Raw genomic sequence first — 15,654 nt, 5'->3', positions numbered from 1 at the left:
GTGGACCGATGAGCAAGTGGCCGCTGACGCTGCGGGGCACCGGCGCGGTGATCCTCGCGATCGCGTGCTTCCTGCTGGCGCACGAGTTCAAGATCGCCGAGCTGCTCTACGTGTGCGTGCTGCTGCTGGCCGTCGTGGCCGCCAGCGTGCTGACGGTGTATCTGGTGGGCCGCTCCGAGTCGGTGACCCGCTCCTTCTCCCCCGACGGGGTGACCGTCGGGCGCACCGTGCGGGTGCGTCTGCAGGTCACCGTGCGCTCGGCGCTGCCCACCGCGCAGGGCGTGTGGCGCGAGCACCTGCCGGCGGGGCTCGAGGGCGAGGCCGCCGGGGTGTTCCCGGCCCTGTCGTCGGCCACCGGCACCCGCTTCGAGGCCGTCGAGCTCGACTACGAGATCGACGCGGTGCGCCGCGGCATCCGCTCGGTCGGGCCGCTCACCGTCACCTCGACCGATCCGTTCGGCTTCGCGCGGCGCCGCCACACCGTCGGCGCGCCGGTGGCCGTCACCGTCGCCCCCGCGGTCGTCGACCTCGGCGCGGTGTCCGACCTGCCCGGCGAGGCGGGCGGCAGCGTGCACACCTCGACGAACCAGCTCGGTCAGGGCGCCGACAACCTCGTGCCCCGCCACTACGTGCCCGGCGACTCGATGCGCCGCATCCACTGGCGCGCCAGCGCCCACCGCGACCAGCTGATGGTGCGCCAGGAGGAGCAGGAGACCACGCCCGAGGCGATCGTCGTGCTCGACCGCGGCGTGCACCGCTGGACGGCCGAGGCCTTCCGCGCCCCCGGCGAGGACCCCGGCTTCGAAGAGGCGGTGAGCGCGGCCATCTCGGTCGTCGCGCGCCTCGTGCACGAGGGCTTCGCCGTGCACCTCATCGACGTCGACGGCACCGAGATCGGCGAGAGCGTGCAGGCCCACGACACCGCCGGCGTCGAAGCGCTGGCCGCCGACCTCGCCACCACCGTGGCCCGCCGCGACCTGCCGCTGGAGCCCCTCGTGCGGCGCTTCCACGGCTCGATGACCGGCCCGTTCGTGCTGATCACCGGTCGCGTCGACCAGGCCGATGCCGAGGTGCTCGCACCGTTGGCCCACCACAGCGCCCTGCCGGTGCTGCTGGCCGTCGCGCCGCAGCACGACGCCCTCGACCTGGCCGCCCGCGCCGGCTGGCACACCGCCGCCGTGCATCCGGGCGGCGATCTCGCCGCCGCGTGGGCCGCGGCCGTCGATCGGGGGGCGACCCGTGTGGAGGCGTGAGTCGTGGCGCCGCGGTGACGGCCGACTGACGGTCGCCCTGTGGCTGGCGGTGGTCGCCGCCGTCTCACCGCTGCTGGCCGTCGTGGGCACCGGCGCGTGGCTGCTGGCGGTCTTCGCCGGCGCCGCCGCGCTGCTGGGCCTCGGCTACGGCCTGCGCCGGGCGGGGCTGGCCGCCGGCATCGCCACCGCCGCAGAGCTCGCCGCCTGGGTGGCGGGGGTCACCGCGACGTTCTTCGCCGACCAGGCGCTGCTGCTGATCATCCCCACCGGCGGGGTGCTGCACACCGCACCGCAGCTCGTGCAGCAGGCATCCAACGAGATCCTCGTCGGGGTCGCCCCGCTCGAGCCCACGACCGCCGTGAGCTTCGTCATCGTCGCGGCGATGGGGCTGCTGACCATCGCACTGGACCACGTGGTCATCACCGCGCGGATGCCGCTGCTCGCCGCCGTCGCCCTGATCGCGGTGTGGCTCATCCCCGCCATCGCCGTGCCCGCCACCGTCAACGTGATCGGCTTCGCCCTGATGGCCGCGGCGCTGCTGTTCCTCATCCGCGCCGAGACCCGCACCCGCGAGGCGCCGACCCTCGAGCGCCGGTCGGCGGGGGTCACCGCCGTGGCCGCCACGATCGGCGTCGTGGCCATCGTCGCCGCCCTCATCGGCGGCTCGGCGCTGCCGGCGCCCAACGTCGCCGCCGGAGCGGGCCTTCCCGCCAGCATCGACCCGACCCTCGAGCTCGGCGACGACCTGCGCCAGCGCAGCGACGCGAAGGTGCTGTCGGTGCGCTCGGACGCGCCGACCCTGCCCTACCTGCGCGTGACGACCCTGTCGACCTTCGACGGCGCGGTGTGGCAGCCCGACCGGCTGCGCTCGGTGCCACTGGACGAGGGCGGGTTCGACCCGGTCGAGGTCACCGACGGCATCCGGGTCACCGAATACCGCACCGACGTGCGCATCGATCAGCTCAACTCGGTCTACCTGCCGGTGTCGTACCCGGCGGTGTCGGTGACGGGGCTGGAGGGGCAGTGGCGCGCGGTGCCGTTCAGCCGCACCGTGCGCACCGGGCAGTCCAACACGCAGGGCCAGGAGTACGAGATCATCTCGCACGTCCCCCGGCCCACGCGCGAGCAGATCCAGGCATCCGAGGCCACCCTCAGCGAGTCGCGCATCGGCGTGTACAGCCTGCCCGCCGGCACGCCCGAGTCGATCACCGACACCGCGCGGGAGGTGACCGCGGCAGCCGAGACCGACTACGACAAGCTCGTCGCCCTGCAGGACTGGTTCCGCGGGCCCGAGTTCAGCTACTCGCTCAACGCCCCCGTCGAGGAGGGCTTCGACGGCACCGGCTCGGACGCCGTCGCCGACTTCCTCGAGGTGAAGTCGGGCTACTGCGTGCACTTCGCGGGCGCGTTCGCCCTGATGGCCCGCGCCCTCGACATGCCCTCGCGCATCGCCATCGGGTTCCTGCCCGGCAACTACACCGGCGAGCGCATCGACGACGAGCGGGTGGGCGAGGTGACCACCAGCCAGCTGCACGCCTGGCCCGAGGTGTTCTTCAGCGGCATCGGCTGGGTGCCCTTCGAGCCGACCAAGAGCCTGGGCGTGGCCACGCAGTTCGCCGCCGAGACCGAGCCCGTCCCCGACGACGGCGGGGTCGACGTGGCCGAGGGTCAGACGCCCAGCGCGACCCCGAGCGCGGCGCCGACGCAGGCGACCACCGCCCCCGACCGGCCCATCGACGCCGACCCGCTGAACCCGACCACCCCCGCCGTCGACTTCGGCCCCTACTTCGCGACCCTGGGCACCGTGCTGCTCGTGGCGCTGCTGCCGCTGCTGGCCGGAGCGGTGCGGCGGCTGTGGCTGCGCCGCCGCGGCGGCCTCGCGGGGGCCGCCGGGGTGACCGCGGCGTGGCGCCTCGTGCAGGATGCCGCGCTCGACATCGGCATGCACGTGCCGGCTGCCGAATCGCCGCGCGCGTTCGGGGTGCGCCTGGTGGCCGAGGGCGGGGCGGATGCCGCGGCCGTCGCGCGTCTGGTCTCCGCCGTCGAACGCGCCAGCTACGCCCGGCCCGGCGCGGTCTCGGCCGCTCCGGTCGACGACGCCGTCGCAGTGCGCGCCGCCATGCTCGCCGCCGCCGACGGCGCGGTGCGCGCCCGCGCGCTGCTGCTCCCCCGCTCGCTGGTCGTGCGGCCCGGGTCGGCCTTCGCCTCGGGGTGACCGGCGGGGGCTTGGCGGGGCTTCGGCGGGCTGGACGGGCTCGGCGGGGAGGGCGGGGAGGGCGGGCTGGGCGGGGGAAAGCGATGAGCGCCGCCCCGGTGGGGGACGACGCTCATCTGGTGGCGGAAGTGACAGGATTTGAACCTGCGAGGCGAGTTACCCCGCCTACATGGATTCCAGCCATGCTCCTTAGGCCGCTCGGACACACTTCCAACAGACGAGTTTATCAGTCGCTGCTGCCTCGGCCGACCAGCATCCGGATGAGGAAGAAGACGACGACGGCGACGACCGCGACGACCAGCAGCTTGAAGGCGAAGGCCAGCACCGCGAACAGCACGTTGACGAGCCACCACGCGATGATGACCGCGACGATGACGCCGATGACGGTCCAGACGGTGTTCTTGTTCACGGCATCCAGCCTATGTCGTCGTGCGTCGCCGGGCGGCGCCCGGGGCCTCCCGCGCGGGTAGCGTGAAGGCATGACCACCGCGCCCGTCGCGTCCCGTTGGGATGCCGTCTCCGCCCCGTTCGGCACTGCGTCGCTGCGCCACACCCACTGGCTCGACGCCACCCCCCGTGAGTTCGAGGGCGCACCGGGTCGCTGGTGGGCCGACGCCGACGGCGTGCACGGCACCGACCTGCCCGAGAGCGGCGCGGTCGTCCTCGCGCCGTTCGAGCAGGTCCGCGAGGGCCGCCTGCTGCTGCGGGCCTTCGCGCGCGACGGCGCCCACGCGCTGCGGGTCTTCGACCCCGAAGCCCCCGGGCGCCTCGCGCTGACCGGCATCGAGTCCTTCCCCGCCGACGACGCGTGGCGCGTGCGCGGCCGTTTCACCCCCGCACCCGACGGGGCGACCGTGACCGTGCGCAGCGTCGACGGTCACGAACGGGTGGCCCCGGCAGGCGGCACGATCGACCTGGAGGTGGCGGGCACCCCCGTGCACCTGTCGGTCGCTGCCGACGAAGACGGCCTCTCGGCCGTGATCGCCGACGCCACGGCATCCGACGGGGCGTACCGCTTCCGCTTCCTGCCGATCGACCTGCCCGCCGCCGACGGCACCGTCGAGGTCGACTTCGGTCGCGCCTACCTGCCGCCCTGCGCCTTCAGCGACGAGTACGTCTGCCCGCTGCCGCCCGCCGGCAACCGCTTCGCCTTCCCGATCCCCGCCGGCGAGCGCCGCGCCCTCCGCGCCGGCGCCTGAGCGGCGTTGCGCCCCGGGGCTGCGCCCCGGGCGTCTGGGGGCCCGTGGTTGCGCTCCGGGGTTGTGCCCCGGGTCGCTTGTGCGCCCGTGGTTGTCGCCGAGTGCACGACCTCCCGCCGAGTGCACGGGGTTCAACGGGTGCGTAAGCCGTTCGCTGGGCTCCAAGCCGTGCACTCGGCGATGGACGCGGGCTCAGGCGTGCGCGAGGCGACCGCGGCCGACCGCAACCACCGCCGCCGGCCAAGTGACACCGGCCGGAAGCACGGCGCCTGACCCACGGCAGCGCCCGAGCCCCGCGCTCACAGCAGCGCCGACCGGATGCCGAGTGCACGACCTCCCGCCGAGTGCACGGGGTTCAGCGGGTGCGTAAGCCGTTCGCTGGGCGCCAAGCCGTGCACTCGGCGATGGACGCGGGCTCAAGCGTGCGCGAGGCGAGCGAGGCCGCCCCAGCTAGCGCTGACCGAGTCCCGCCGACCCGCGCAGCGCCGATCGGATGCCGAGTGCACGACCTCCCGCCGAGTGCACGGGGTTCTGCGGGTGCGCAAGCCGTTCGCTGGGCGCCAAGCCGTGCACTCGGCGATGAACGAGCCAGCGAGCCAGCCAGCGAACGACCGCACCCGACCCCGGGTCAGAGGGCGACGAAGTGGGCGGGGGCGACCTCGACGAGGGGTCGCTCGGGGGCGCCGGTGTCGGCGTCTTCGGCGGGGCGGGTCGCGATCTGCGCGAGGCGTTCGCGGGCGCGCGCGGGATCGGGCACCAGCACGGCCTCGAGCAGCCGCTGCGTGTAGGGGTGCCGCGGGTCGTCGAACAGCGCGGCGGTCGGGGCGAGCTCGACGATGCGTCCGCGCCGCATGACGGCGGTGCGGGTGGCGATCTCGCGCACGACGGAGAGGTCGTGCGAGATGAACAGGTAGGTGAGGCCGAACTCGCGCTGCAGCTTCTGCAGCAGCTCGGTGACCTGCGCCTGCACCTGCATGTCGAGGGCCGAGACCGGCTCGTCGCAGACGATGAAGGTGGGGCGCGGGGCGATCGCGCGCGCGATGGCGATGCGCTGACGCTGACCGCCGCTGAAGGCGCGGGGGCGCTTGTGCACCGCGTCGCCTTCGATGCCCACCGCGGCCAGCGACTCGCGGGCCCGCTCGAGCGCGGCGGCGGCGTCGAGGTCGGCGGCCACCTGCAGCGGCTCGAGCACGTTCTGCAGCGCGGTGCGGTGCGGGTTCAGCGACGAGAAGGGGTCTTGGTAGATGACCTGCATCCGCCGCGCGAGGGCTCCCGGCACATCGTCGGCGAAGACGATCTCACCCGCGGTGGGCTTCTCGACCTGCAGGATCAGCCGTCCGAGGGTCGACTTGCCCGACCCCGACTCCCCCACCACGCCGAGCGTCTCGCCCGCGCGCACGTCGAGGTCGACGCCCGCGACGGCGTCGAGGTGTCCGGTGACCCGGCCCCAGGCGTTGCGCACCGGGTAGGTCTTGCGCGCCCCCGAGACGGAGACGAGGACGTCGTCGCTCACAGGGTCCCCCGTTCCGGCGCGGCATCCAGCAGCGACCGCGTGTACGGATGCTGGGGCTGCGAGAACACGTCGTCGACCGGTCCGCGTTCGACGATCGCGCCGTCCTTCATGACGGCGACGGTGTCGCACAGGGCCGCGACGACTCCGAGGTCGTGGGTGACCACGACGACGGTGAGGCGCCGCTCGGCCTGCAGCTGGCGCAGCAGCGCGAGGATCTCGGCCTGCACGGTGGCATCCAGCGCGGTGGTGGGCTCGTCGGCCAGCAGCAGGCGCGGCTCGGCGAGCAGGCTCATCGCGATCATGGCGCGCTGGCGCAGGCCTCCCGACAGCTCGTGCGGGTAGCGGCCGAACACCCGCTCGGGGTCGGGCACGCGCACGGCGGCCAGCGCCTCGACCGCGCGGCGGCGCGCTTCGCCGCGGGAGAGCCGGGCGTGACGGCGGGCGACTTCGACCAGGTGGGTGCCGATGCGCGCGAGCGGGTTGAACGAGGTCATGGGGTCTTGGAAGACCATGGCGATCGGCAGGCGCGCGACGTCGTCGATGGGACGGCCGTCGAAGGCGGCGGTCCAGGTGCGGGTGGCGCCCTCGGGCAGGATGCCCATGATGGTGCGCAGCAGCATCGTCTTGCCCGAGCCCGACTCGCCGACGATGCCGAGGATGCCGCCCTCCTCGACCTCGAGCCGCTGCCCGTCGAGCACGCGGAAGGTGCCGCCGGCGGCGGGCAGGTCGACGGTGAGGTCGTCGATGCGCAGGAGCGCGGTCATGCGTCCGACCTCTCCACGATGGTGCGGCGCAGCGCGTCGCCGAGCACGTTGAACGACAGCACGGTTCCGGTGATGAGCAGACCCGGGATGAGCGCGAGCCACGGGTTGCGGGCGAGCGCCCCCTGCGCGGTCTCCAGCAGCGACCCCCACGAGGCCATCGGGGGCTGGATGCCGAGCCCGAGGAAGCTCAGGGCCGACTCGGTGAGCATCGCCGACGAGATGGTCGCGGCGGCGGCCACGATGATCGTCGGGGCGGCGTCGGGCAGCACGTGGCGCCAGACGACCCTGCGCGGCTTCTCACCGAGGAAGCGCGCGTAGCCGACGTAGGTGCGCTCGCGCAGCGACATGGTCTCGGCGCGCACGAGTCGTGCCGTCGGCATCCAGGCGAACAGGCCGATGACGAGGATGATCGTCCACAGCCCGGGGCGCAGGAACACGCTGGCGACGATGACGAGCACCATCCACGGGATCGACGAGAGGAAGTCGACCAGGCGCATGAGGGTCTCGTCGAGCCAGCCGCGGGCATAGCCGGCGACGAGCCCCACGACCACGCCGATCGAGGTGGCGGCGAGCATGGCGAGCACGCCCACGGTGAGGGAGATCTGACCGCCGTAGACCACGCGTGAGAAGTAATCGCGACCGAGGTCGTCGGTGCCGAACAGGTGCTCGGCACTGGGCGGCTGCCACCGCGCGGTGAGGTCTGTGGTGGTGGGGTCCAACGGCAGCAGCGGCGCGAGCACGCTGACGGCGACGACGATGCCGAGGAACACCGCCGCGGCAATGGCCGGGAGCGAGCGCAGCGACCGGCCGCGCTGGCGGACGCTGGCCAGGGTGATCGGGGCGGTCATGAGGCTCCCCCGATGCGGATGCGCGGGTCGACGACGACGTAGAGGATGTCGGCGATGAGGTTGCCGACGATCACCAGCACCGCCGAGAGCATGAGCACCGCGAGGATGACCGGGTAGTCGAGGCTCTTGGTCGCCGACAGGAAGTAGGGGCCGATGCCCGGCCAGGCGAACACCGACTCGGTGACGATGGCGCCGGTCACCAGCAGCGGCAGGGCCAGGCCGAGCTGCGTGATGATCGGCAGCAGCACGTTGCGGCTGACGTGGAAGCCGAGGATGCGGCTGCGCGAGGCGCCGTACGCCCGCTGCACGAGCACGTAGTCCTGCGAGGTCTGGGTGATGGTCGCCGAGCGCACGTAGCGGGCCAGCTCGGGGAAGAAGGCGACCACGAGCACCGTGAACGGCAGGATGAAGTGCAGGAGGAAGTCGACGGGGTCGCCCTCCTTGCCCACCGAGTGCATGCCGATGATCGGGAACCAGCGCAGCACGTACCCGAAGAGGTAGATGAGCAGCAGCGCGAACCAGAACGACGGGGTGGCGATGCCGACGCCGGCCAGCGAGTCGATGACCCGGTCGGCGAGCTTGCCGCGGCGAGAGCCGGCGACCAGGCCCAGCACGATGGCGATGACGAGGGCGGCGAGGTAGGCCGGGGCGACGAGGATGATCGTGTTGGGCACCCGGGCGGCCAGCTCGGCGGTGATGGGCTGGCGGCTGGTGAGCGAGTAGCCCAGGTCGCCCTGCAGCACGTTGCCCAGCCACGAGAGGTACTGCACGATCACCGGCTGGTCGAGGCCGTAGCGCTCCCGCATGATCGCGACGGTCTCGTCGGACATGTTCGGCGTGGTGATCGAGTCGACCACGTCGTAGGGCGCCAGCTGGATGAGGAAGAACACCACGAAGGTGAGCACCAGCAGCATCGGGATCACCTGTGCGAGGCGACGGAGGATGAAGCGGGTCACGGCGTTCCTGGGGTGTCGGTCGGGGGTGTCTGTCGGGGTGGGGCATGCGGATGCCGTGGGTCACGCGCGCGGCGCGGCCCACGGCATCCGGCGGATCACTTCTCGGTCAGCAGACCGAAGTTCTCCAGGGTGTAGATCGGCACGGTGCGCGCCTCGTCGACGCCGCCGATGCGCGAGTTCACGGCGAGGATCTTGAGGTTGTCGGCCAGCGGGTACACCACGGCGTCCTCGGCGATCTGCGCCTGAAGGTCGGCGTAGATGGCCTTGCGCTTGTCGGGGTCGAGCTCGGTCACGCCCTGGTCGAAGAGGGCGTCGGTGGCCGGGTTGGAGTAGCCGAAGTAGTTCGACGAGGCTCCGCTGCGGTACAGCAGGCTGTACGCGTCGGGGTCCTGACCCATGATGTAGCCGCCGAGGAACGCGTCGTACTGCGACGCCGCGCCCTTCTCGATCTCGGTGAACACGGCCTGCGGCTCGATGCCGGCCAGCTGCACGCGGATGCCGATGGCCTGCAGCTGCTGCTGGATGATCGTGGCCTGCGTGGTCTGCACCGGGTCGGCGCCGGCGTAGGCCAGCGTGAAGTCGACGTCCTGCACACCCGACTCGGTGAGCAGCTTCGCCGACTCGTCGGTGTCCTGCTCGTAGGTGTTCACGTCTTCGGTCGCGAACGGGTTGCTCGGCGGGAGGATCGTGTAGGCGGGCTGGTAGTACTCGTCGGAGAGGAACGCGGCGGTGTCGATCTCTTCGCGGTCGAGCGCGTAGAAGATCGCCTGGCGCACCTTGGGGTCGGTGAGCTTGGCGGCGTTGAGACCCAGGTAGGCGACGCGGCCCTCGGCGTAGGGGTAGATGTCGAGGCCGGAGGCGGTGAGCTCGTCGATCTGGTCGGCGGTGACGAACGAGGCGTCGGCCTCGCCGGTCTGCAGCGCCGTCTTGACGGTGTCGGCGTTGGCCACGATGCGCAGCGTCAGCTCGGGGATGTTGGGCTTCGGGCCGAAGTAGTTCTCGTTGGCCTCGAAGGTGAGGTACTGGCCGCGCTCGTACTTGGTGAGCTTGTAGGGGCCCGAGCCGACCGCGATCGGGTCGAGCTCGGCGGCCGAGAAGTCGGTGACCTGGCCGTAGATGTGCTCCGGGATGATGTAGGTCTCGGTGGCGATGTTGCTCAGGGCGGCGGCGCTGATGGAGGGCAGGCGGAAGACGACGGTCTTCTCGTCGGTGGCCTCGGCGGTGATGGGCTGGTCGCCCACCCACAGCAGGTCGGCGTTGCCGTTGGCCTTGACGGCCTTGTTCGTGTAGGTGAACACGACGTCGTCGGCGGTGACGGGCTCGCCATCCGACCAGAGCAGGCCGTCCTTGAGCACGACGGTGACGGACAGGCCGTCCTCGGCGGGGGTGATCGACTCGGCGAGCTCGTTGACGACGGTGCCGTCGCCTTCGACACGGGCGAGAGGCGAGTAGATGAGGTTGGTGACCGTCAGGCCCCAGCGGTCGCCCACGTTGATGGGGTTCAGCGAGCTCGGGTCGCTGGAGATCGCGTAGGTGAAGGTGCCGGTGGCGGCGCTCGTCGTGGGCTCGCTCGTCGTGCCGGTGCTCGGAGCGCAGGCGGTGATCGCCAGCGCGGCGGCGGCGATGACCGCGGCCAGGCCGAATCGTCTCTTGTGCATGTTGTCCTCAGCTGTGTGTCCTGCGCGAATGCGCACCCCAAGGCTAAGCGGAATGCTCAGCCGGGAATTCCCATCGGTGTCGAACTGTGACGTGGCCCTCAGAGTCCGGCCTGGGTGATGCGCCCGCCGTTGACCAGCAGATACGCCCCCGTGACCCCGGCTGCGAGGTCGCTGAGATAGAACGCGATCACGTCGCCGATGTCTTCGGGGTAGGGGCGCTGACCGAGGGGCAGGCCGGCCGTGTACGAGCGCGAACCCTCGGATGCTTCGTCGGCGGCGTCGGCGATCATCCAGCCCGGGGCGACCATGTTGACGGTGACGCCGCGCGGGGCGAGCTCTGCCGAGAGGCTCCGCGAGAGGCCGACCATCGCACCCTTGGCGGCGGCGTAGGGCGACCAGCCCGCGGGAGCGTCGTTCCACAGCTCCGAGACGATGTTGACGATGCGCCCGCCGCCGGCCCGGTCGAACGCGGGCAGGGCGGCGGTGGCGGTGTGCACGACGGCGCGCACGGCGAAGTCGTACATGCGGTCGAAGTGGGCGGTGGTCGCCTGGTCGAAGTCCTTCTGCTGATCGCCGGCGATCGCGTTGTTGACGACCGCGTCGAGGCGGCCGAACTCGGCCTCGACGGCCGCGATGAGCCCGTCGACCGCGGCGGGGTCGAGCACGTCGGCGGCGAAGGCGGATGCCGTGCCGCCGGCCGAGCGGATCTCGTCGACGAGCGCGTCGGCACCGGCACGGCTGGCGGCGTAGTTGACGGCCACGGTCGCCCCGTGGGCGGCCAGGCGGCGGGCCATCCCCACCCCGGCGCCGCGGCCGGCGCCGGTGACGAGCACGACCTTCCCGGTGAGCAGGGTCGAGGTGGCGGCGGTGACGTCTCTGGGAGGCATGGCCCGATCGTATCGGCGCGACGCGAGCCGAGCCGGGCGCCGCCTCAGCCGAGGAACTCGGCGGGGTCGAACTGCTCGATGGGGATGACCCGCACGCGCGGCAGGGTCACGTCGAAGGCGTGCGCGTCGTATTCGAGGTCGAAGAACTCGACGCCGGGCACGGCGGCGAACTCGGAGCTGCGGAACTCGGCGAACGCGAGCAGCCCGACGTGACGGCCGTCGGCGAGCGCGGCGAGGTCGTCGACGAAGTCACGGTCGTGGCTGACCAGGGCCACGTCGGCGTCGCGGTCGCGCAGCGCCCGCAGGGTGCGCTGGATGGCGATGTCGACGACCTTGGCCTCGGCGGGGCCCGACAGCGGCACCGGCCGGTAGCCGAGGGCGAGCAGCGCCTGCACGAACGGCATCGGCAGGTGCGTGGAGGCGTTCAGGAAGAACAGGCCCTGGGCCGACTGCCCCCACCGCTCCTCGATGAAGGCCAGCAGACGGTCCCAGCGGGGACGCTCGTCGGACTGCGGGCGACGGCCGAGGATCGATCCGCCGAGGGTGGCGTCGATGTTCTCGCCGTCGACGAGCACCCACGTGGTGCGCTCTGACAAAGGTCCTCCAGCGGATCGAGGGTCGATGCTCCGTAACGTACCAGCACGCGCCCGGCCGCCCGGGCGGCGACTACCGTGGAACGGTGGCCCTCTCCTCCCGCACGACAGCCCGTCCGCCCCGCCCCACCCTCGAGTTCGAGGTCGTGGCATCCGAACGGCTGAGCGCGCACCTGGTACGCATCACCCTCGGCGGCGACGCCTTCGCGCAGTTCGAGGACCGTCCCGAGACCGACAAGTACGCCAAGCTCAAGTTCGCGACGCCCGACGGGCATCCGGTCACCCGCACCTACACGGTGCGCCGCGTCGACCACGACGCGCGCACGCTGCAGATCGACTTCGTCGTGCACGGCGACGAAGGACTGGCCGGTCCGTGGGCGGCCGCCGCACAGCCCGGCGACCGGGTGAGCCTGATGGGCCCCGGCGGCGGCTACCGCCCCGACCCGGAGGCCGACTGGCACCTGCTGGCGGGCGACCTGTCGGCGGTGCCGGCGATCGCCGCCGCCCTCGAGGCGCTGCCGGCGGATGCCGAGGGCGTCGCCGTCATCGAGATCGACGCCCCCGATGCCGAGCTGCCCCTCACCGCCCCCGCCGGGGTCGCGGTGCTGTGGCTCGTGGAACCCGAGCACGACGCCGAGCGCCTGGCCTCGGCCCTGCGCACCCTCCCCTGGCGCGAGGGGCGCGTGCAGGTGTTCGCGCACGGCGAGCGCGAGTCGATGAAGGCGATCCGGCGGGTGCTGTTCGACGAGCGGGAGCTCGATCGCGGGCAGGTGTCACTGTCGGGCTACTGGGCACGCGGACGCACCGAAGACCGCTTCCAGGCCGAGAAGCGCGAGCCGATCGGCCAGATCCTCTAGCTGCGGCGGGTCAACGCAGGGCCGGGTCGTCGGTGCGCCAGTACTGGATGGACTGCAGCACCCAGAACGCGGCGAACAGCACGAGGGCGGCGATCTCGCCCACGAACACGCCAAACACGTCGCCGACGTGCAGCGCGCCGTAGAGCGGCATCCCCACCACGGTCACCCCCAGCAGCACGGCGATGACGACGTAGGCCACCTGCAGCCAGCGCGGCGGCCGCGGCCCGTCGGAGGGGCGCACCGCCGTGACGACGGCGACGGCGGCGATCACCGCGAAGAAACCGACGGCGGCGGCCACGTGCGCCCACTGCAGGAACCAGTCGTGGGCGAGCCACCAGCTCAGCCACACCGCCAGCAGCAGCGCGCCCGCGATCCCCACCGACAGTGCCGTTGCGGGGCGGGACACCTGACCCGCGACGGCGAGGGCCACCGCCAGCACGAGCACCAGGGCGCCGACGATGAGATAGGTCGCCACGCCATTGTCGACGTCGGCGTCGAAGGCCGCGGGGATGCAGGTGAGCCGGCCGTCGGGGCAGGTGGAATCGAGCCCGGGCACCGAATGGGGCGAGATGACGGTGGGGATGATCGCCACCAGCGGGGCGAGCACCGCCGCCACGTCGAGCAGCGCCCGTTCGGGACCCCGCCCCGACAGCGCGAAGAAGCCGACCGCCACCGACATGACCGCCCCGACGAACACGGTGCGGGCGGGCGTGTAGTAGTAGTGGCTGAGCGAGGGCAGCAGCCCGACGATCGGCATCGCGGTGACCATCGCGGCGAACACCGCCACCACCGACCCGGCGATCGCGATGCGCAGGTAACGATAGGTGCGCTGCGTCGAGGTCGCCGGGCGGGAGGTCATCGGTCGGCCTCGGCCTCGGGGGTCCCGGCCTCGGCCTTGTCGGCCTCGGCGACGCCGGCCTCGGTGATGCCGGTGAGCGCTGCACTGGCATCCCACAGCCGCTTGGCGATCAGCGGGTCGGCGGCGATGCGGTGGGTGCGGGCGCGCTTGTTCTCGGCGTAGTACTCCCCCGGCGCGAAGTCGACGCCCGGCTTGCCCAGAGCGAGCCACGTGAGGCGCGATCCGCCCACCTCGGTGGAGGTGAGCAGCCGCGTGGCGATGGGGTTGGTGTACATCCAGCGCCACGCCCCGCGCGAGGTCGAGGCGAAGCTCGACGCGATGGCACCGGGGTGGAAGGCCACCGCCGACAGCCCGGCGTCGCCGTGGCGACGGTGCAGCTCTTTCGTGAAGAGGATGTTCGCGAGCTTGCCGTTGCCGTAGGCCGACGATGCCGAGTAGCGGCGCTGGGCCTGCAGGTCGTCGATGTCGAAACGGGAGAAGCGCTGGGCGGCCAGGCTGGAGGTCTGGATGACCGTCGCCGCGCTCTCGATGAGCCGGTCGCGCAGCAGGTTCGTGAGCAGGAACCCGCCGAGGTGGTTCACCTGGAAGGTGAGCTCGTTGCCGTCGGCGGTGACCCGGCGCTCGCCGAAGATGCCGCCGGCGTTGTTGGCGAGCACGTCGATGCGGGGGTAGCGCTCGAGCAGCCCGGCGGCGAGCGTGCGCACCTGGTCGAGCTCGGCGTAGTCGGCGACGAAGCGGTCGACGCCGAGGCTGTCGGCGACGGCATCCGTCTTGCGCGGGTCGCGCCCCACGACCACCACCCGCTCGCCGGCCTCGTGCAGCTGCCGCGCGGCGGCCGCGCCGATGCCGTCGCTCGCGCCGGTGATCACGATGGTGCGGGTCATGGGTCTCCTCGGGGATCGACGGTGCTTCCCATCCTGCCCCGCCGTGGCGACATCCGGCGTCACAGTCGGCGCGGCGGGAATCGTGCGGGGCGGCCCCCGGTTGCCCCCGTCATGACAACAGTGGGAATCATCGGAGCAGGACACATCGGCAGCGCCCTGGCAGAGGGCCTCGCCACCCGCGGCTACGACGTCGTGATCGCCAACTCGCGCGGGCCCGAGACGCTGGCCGACCTCGTCGCCCGGCTGGGCGACAGCGTGCGCGCCGCCACCGCCGTCGAGGCGGCCGAGGCCGCCGACTGGGCGATCGTCACGGTGCCGCTGAAGGCGGTCGACGCGCTGCCGGCTGCGGCGCTGGCCGGCAAGGTCGTGCTCGACACCAACAACTACTACTGGGAGCGCGACGGGCGGATCGCCGCGCTCGACGACAAGCAGACCACCACCACGCGGCTCGTGCAGGAGCACCTCTCGGGCGCGCGCGTCGTGAAGGCGTTCAACCACATCGCCGCCGCGCAGATCCTCACCGACGGCACCCCGGCCGGCACCGAGGGCCGCCGGGCCCTCGCCATCGCCAGCGACCACGCCGACGCCGCCGCCCTCGCCACGGCGGTCTACGACGAACTCGGCTTCGACACCGTCGACGTCGGCTCGGTCGACGAGAGCTGGCGCGTCGAGCGCGACCGGCCCGCGTACGTCGTGCGGCAGGACGCCGACGAGCTGCGCGCCAACCTCGCCCGCGCCGAGCGCTGAGCCTGGCCGGCCGCGGGCCGGTCAGGCCGTGAGGGCGTCGATCCCGGCGAGGGGAACGAGCCCGGCGGCCCCGGCCCGCAGCAGCGGGTCGTCGGTGATGAGCGCGTCGGCCTGCAGCACGGCCACCGCCAGATACTCCGCCGGTGCCGGATCGTCCCACCCGAGGTCGCCGGCGATCCGCCACGCCGTGGCACGTGAGACGCGGTCGCCCAGCAGCCGGATCTTCAGCGACGCGAGACCTTCGAGCCGGCGGCGGCCCACGGCATCCGTGAGCACACCGGTGCGCACGTCGCGGTAGAGAAGTCCCAGCGCGTGCGAGCGCAGCACCGCCGGGCCGACCAGGGCGTGCCCCTCGCCGACGGCGCGATCGCCTGTCACCAGCCGCAGCGCGGTGGGCGCATCGATCGCGAAGCGTGTCATG

16 protein-coding genes and 1 tRNA gene are annotated in these 15,654 nt (G+C 72.6%); 5 read left to right on the top strand and 12 right to left on the bottom strand.

The window, feature by feature from the left end:
- Positions 1–8 precede the first annotated feature (8 nt).
- Both N3K63_RS11845 and N3K63_RS11840 read left to right on the top strand, forming a co-directional pair.
- A complete protein-coding gene (locus N3K63_RS11845; RefSeq protein ID WP_261580381.1) occupies positions 9–1,253 on the top strand; it encodes a DUF58 domain-containing protein in 1,245 nt (414 codons plus the stop codon).
- Positions 1,240–3,468 (top strand): transglutaminase TgpA family protein, encoded by a 2,229-nt coding sequence (locus N3K63_RS11840; protein ID WP_261580380.1) that lies wholly within the window; start codon positions 1,240–1,242, stop codon positions 3,466–3,468. The genes N3K63_RS11845 and N3K63_RS11840 overlap by 14 nt, the downstream gene beginning before the upstream one ends.
- A 120-nt stretch (positions 3,469–3,588) precedes the next feature.
- Here N3K63_RS11840 and N3K63_RS11835 read toward each other — a convergent pair.
- Together N3K63_RS11835 and N3K63_RS11830 are read right to left on the bottom strand one after the other, a co-directional pair.
- A tRNA-Ser gene (locus tag N3K63_RS11835) sits at positions 3,589–3,680 on the bottom strand.
- 14 nt (positions 3,681–3,694) lie between these two features.
- Positions 3,695–3,877, bottom strand: coding sequence for a hypothetical protein (locus N3K63_RS11830; RefSeq protein ID WP_261580379.1), 183 nt, complete (start codon positions 3,875–3,877; stop codon positions 3,695–3,697).
- Between the two features lie 70 nt (positions 3,878–3,947).
- On the opposite strand from N3K63_RS11830, the gene N3K63_RS11825 reads away from it, so the two are divergent.
- Positions 3,948–4,667 carry a DUF1684 domain-containing protein gene (locus N3K63_RS11825; protein WP_261580378.1) on the top strand — a complete coding sequence of 240 codons (720 nt, stop codon included), beginning with the start codon at positions 3,948–3,950 and terminating at the stop codon, positions 4,665–4,667.
- Between the two features lie 628 nt (positions 4,668–5,295).
- On the opposite strand, the gene N3K63_RS11820 is transcribed toward N3K63_RS11825, so the two are convergent.
- From N3K63_RS11820 to N3K63_RS11790, 7 genes are all read right to left on the bottom strand, one after another.
- On the bottom strand, positions 5,296–6,180 hold the full coding sequence (locus N3K63_RS11820; protein WP_261580377.1) for an ATP-binding cassette domain-containing protein: 885 nt from the start codon (positions 6,178–6,180) through the stop codon (positions 5,296–5,298).
- Positions 6,177–6,944 (bottom strand): ABC transporter ATP-binding protein, encoded by a 768-nt coding sequence (locus N3K63_RS11815; protein ID WP_261580376.1) that lies wholly within the window; start codon positions 6,942–6,944, stop codon positions 6,177–6,179. The genes N3K63_RS11820 and N3K63_RS11815 overlap by 4 nt, the downstream gene beginning before the upstream one ends.
- Positions 6,941–7,792 (bottom strand): ABC transporter permease, encoded by an 852-nt coding sequence (locus tag N3K63_RS11810; protein ID WP_261580375.1) that lies wholly within the window; start codon positions 7,790–7,792, stop codon positions 6,941–6,943. The genes N3K63_RS11815 and N3K63_RS11810 overlap by 4 nt, the downstream gene beginning before the upstream one ends.
- Complete coding sequence (locus N3K63_RS11805) at positions 7,789–8,748, bottom strand: ABC transporter permease (RefSeq protein WP_261580374.1); 960 nt, start codon at positions 8,746–8,748, stop codon at positions 7,789–7,791. Before N3K63_RS11805 ends, N3K63_RS11810 begins: the two co-directional genes overlap by 4 nt.
- A 95-nt stretch (positions 8,749–8,843) precedes the next feature.
- The gene (locus N3K63_RS11800) at positions 8,844–10,406 is read right to left on the bottom strand and encodes an ABC transporter substrate-binding protein (protein ID WP_261580373.1); all 1,563 of its coding nucleotides are present in this window, start codon (positions 10,404–10,406) and stop codon (positions 8,844–8,846) included.
- 98 nt (positions 10,407–10,504) lie between these two features.
- Positions 10,505–11,293, bottom strand: coding sequence for an SDR family NAD(P)-dependent oxidoreductase (locus N3K63_RS11795; protein ID WP_261580372.1), 789 nt, complete (start codon positions 11,291–11,293; stop codon positions 10,505–10,507).
- Between the two features lie 44 nt (positions 11,294–11,337).
- Complete coding sequence (locus N3K63_RS11790) at positions 11,338–11,889, bottom strand: NYN domain-containing protein (RefSeq protein ID WP_261580371.1); 552 nt, start codon at positions 11,887–11,889, stop codon at positions 11,338–11,340.
- A gap of 83 nt (positions 11,890–11,972) precedes the next feature.
- Here N3K63_RS11790 and N3K63_RS11785 point away from each other — a divergent pair, with 83 nt between their 5' ends.
- Positions 11,973–12,743 carry a siderophore-interacting protein gene (locus N3K63_RS11785; protein ID WP_261580370.1) on the top strand — a complete coding sequence of 257 codons (771 nt, stop codon included), beginning with the start codon at positions 11,973–11,975 and terminating at the stop codon, positions 12,741–12,743.
- 10 nt (positions 12,744–12,753) lie between these two features.
- Here the strand turns inward: N3K63_RS11785 and N3K63_RS11780 are convergent, their stop codons facing one another.
- Positions 12,754–13,602, bottom strand: coding sequence for a hypothetical protein (locus tag N3K63_RS11780; RefSeq protein ID WP_261580369.1), 849 nt, complete (start codon positions 13,600–13,602; stop codon positions 12,754–12,756).
- The gene (locus N3K63_RS11775) at positions 13,599–14,486 is read right to left on the bottom strand and encodes an SDR family NAD(P)-dependent oxidoreductase (protein ID WP_261580368.1); all 888 of its coding nucleotides are present in this window, start codon (positions 14,484–14,486) and stop codon (positions 13,599–13,601) included. Before N3K63_RS11775 ends, N3K63_RS11780 begins: the two co-directional genes overlap by 4 nt.
- Positions 14,487–14,597: 111 nt before the next feature.
- On the opposite strand from N3K63_RS11775, the gene N3K63_RS11770 reads away from it, so the two are divergent.
- Positions 14,598–15,233, top strand: coding sequence for an NADPH-dependent F420 reductase (locus N3K63_RS11770; RefSeq protein ID WP_261580367.1), 636 nt, complete (start codon positions 14,598–14,600; stop codon positions 15,231–15,233).
- A gap of 21 nt (positions 15,234–15,254) precedes the next feature.
- Here the strand turns inward: N3K63_RS11770 and N3K63_RS11765 are convergent, their stop codons facing one another.
- Positions 15,255–15,653, bottom strand: coding sequence for a hypothetical protein (locus tag N3K63_RS11765; protein WP_261580366.1), 399 nt, complete (start codon positions 15,651–15,653; stop codon positions 15,255–15,257).
- Position 15,654 lies beyond the last annotated feature (1 nt).

Source organism: Microbacterium festucae (assembly GCF_025421715.1).
GTDB lineage: Bacteria > Actinomycetota > Actinomycetes > Actinomycetales > Microbacteriaceae > Microbacterium > Microbacterium festucae.
Note: the sequence above shows the minus strand (reverse complement) of the source record. Positions and strands in the feature narration are given on the sequence as shown.

What these genes read in the sequence shown, in the direction of transcription:
- N3K63_RS11780 (WP_261580369.1), bottom strand. Translation starts at nt 13,602, where the DNA reads ATGACCTCCCGCCCGGCGACCTCGACGCAGCGCACCTATCGTTACCTG.
- N3K63_RS11800 (WP_261580373.1), bottom strand. Translation starts at nt 10,406, where the DNA reads ATGCACAAGAGACGATTCGGCCTGGCCGCGGTCATCGCCGCCGCCGCG.
- N3K63_RS11810 (WP_261580375.1), bottom strand. Translation starts at nt 7,792, where the DNA reads ATGACCGCCCCGATCACCCTGGCCAGCGTCCGCCAGCGCGGCCGGTCG.
- N3K63_RS11795 (WP_261580372.1), bottom strand. Translation starts at nt 11,293, where the DNA reads ATGCCTCCCAGAGACGTCACCGCCGCCACCTCGACCCTGCTCACCGGG.
- N3K63_RS11845 (WP_261580381.1), top strand. Translation starts at nt 9, where the DNA reads ATGAGCAAGTGGCCGCTGACGCTGCGGGGCACCGGCGCGGTGATCCTC.
- N3K63_RS11770 (WP_261580367.1), top strand. Translation starts at nt 14,598, where the DNA reads ATGACAACAGTGGGAATCATCGGAGCAGGACACATCGGCAGCGCCCTG.
- N3K63_RS11775 (WP_261580368.1), bottom strand. Translation starts at nt 14,486, where the DNA reads ATGACCCGCACCATCGTGATCACCGGCGCGAGCGACGGCATCGGCGCG.
- N3K63_RS11825 (WP_261580378.1), top strand. Translation starts at nt 3,948, where the DNA reads ATGACCACCGCGCCCGTCGCGTCCCGTTGGGATGCCGTCTCCGCCCCG.
- N3K63_RS11765 (WP_261580366.1), bottom strand. Translation starts at nt 15,653, where the DNA reads ATGACACGCTTCGCGATCGATGCGCCCACCGCGCTGCGGCTGGTGACA.
- N3K63_RS11815 (WP_261580376.1), bottom strand. Translation starts at nt 6,944, where the DNA reads ATGACCGCGCTCCTGCGCATCGACGACCTCACCGTCGACCTGCCCGCC.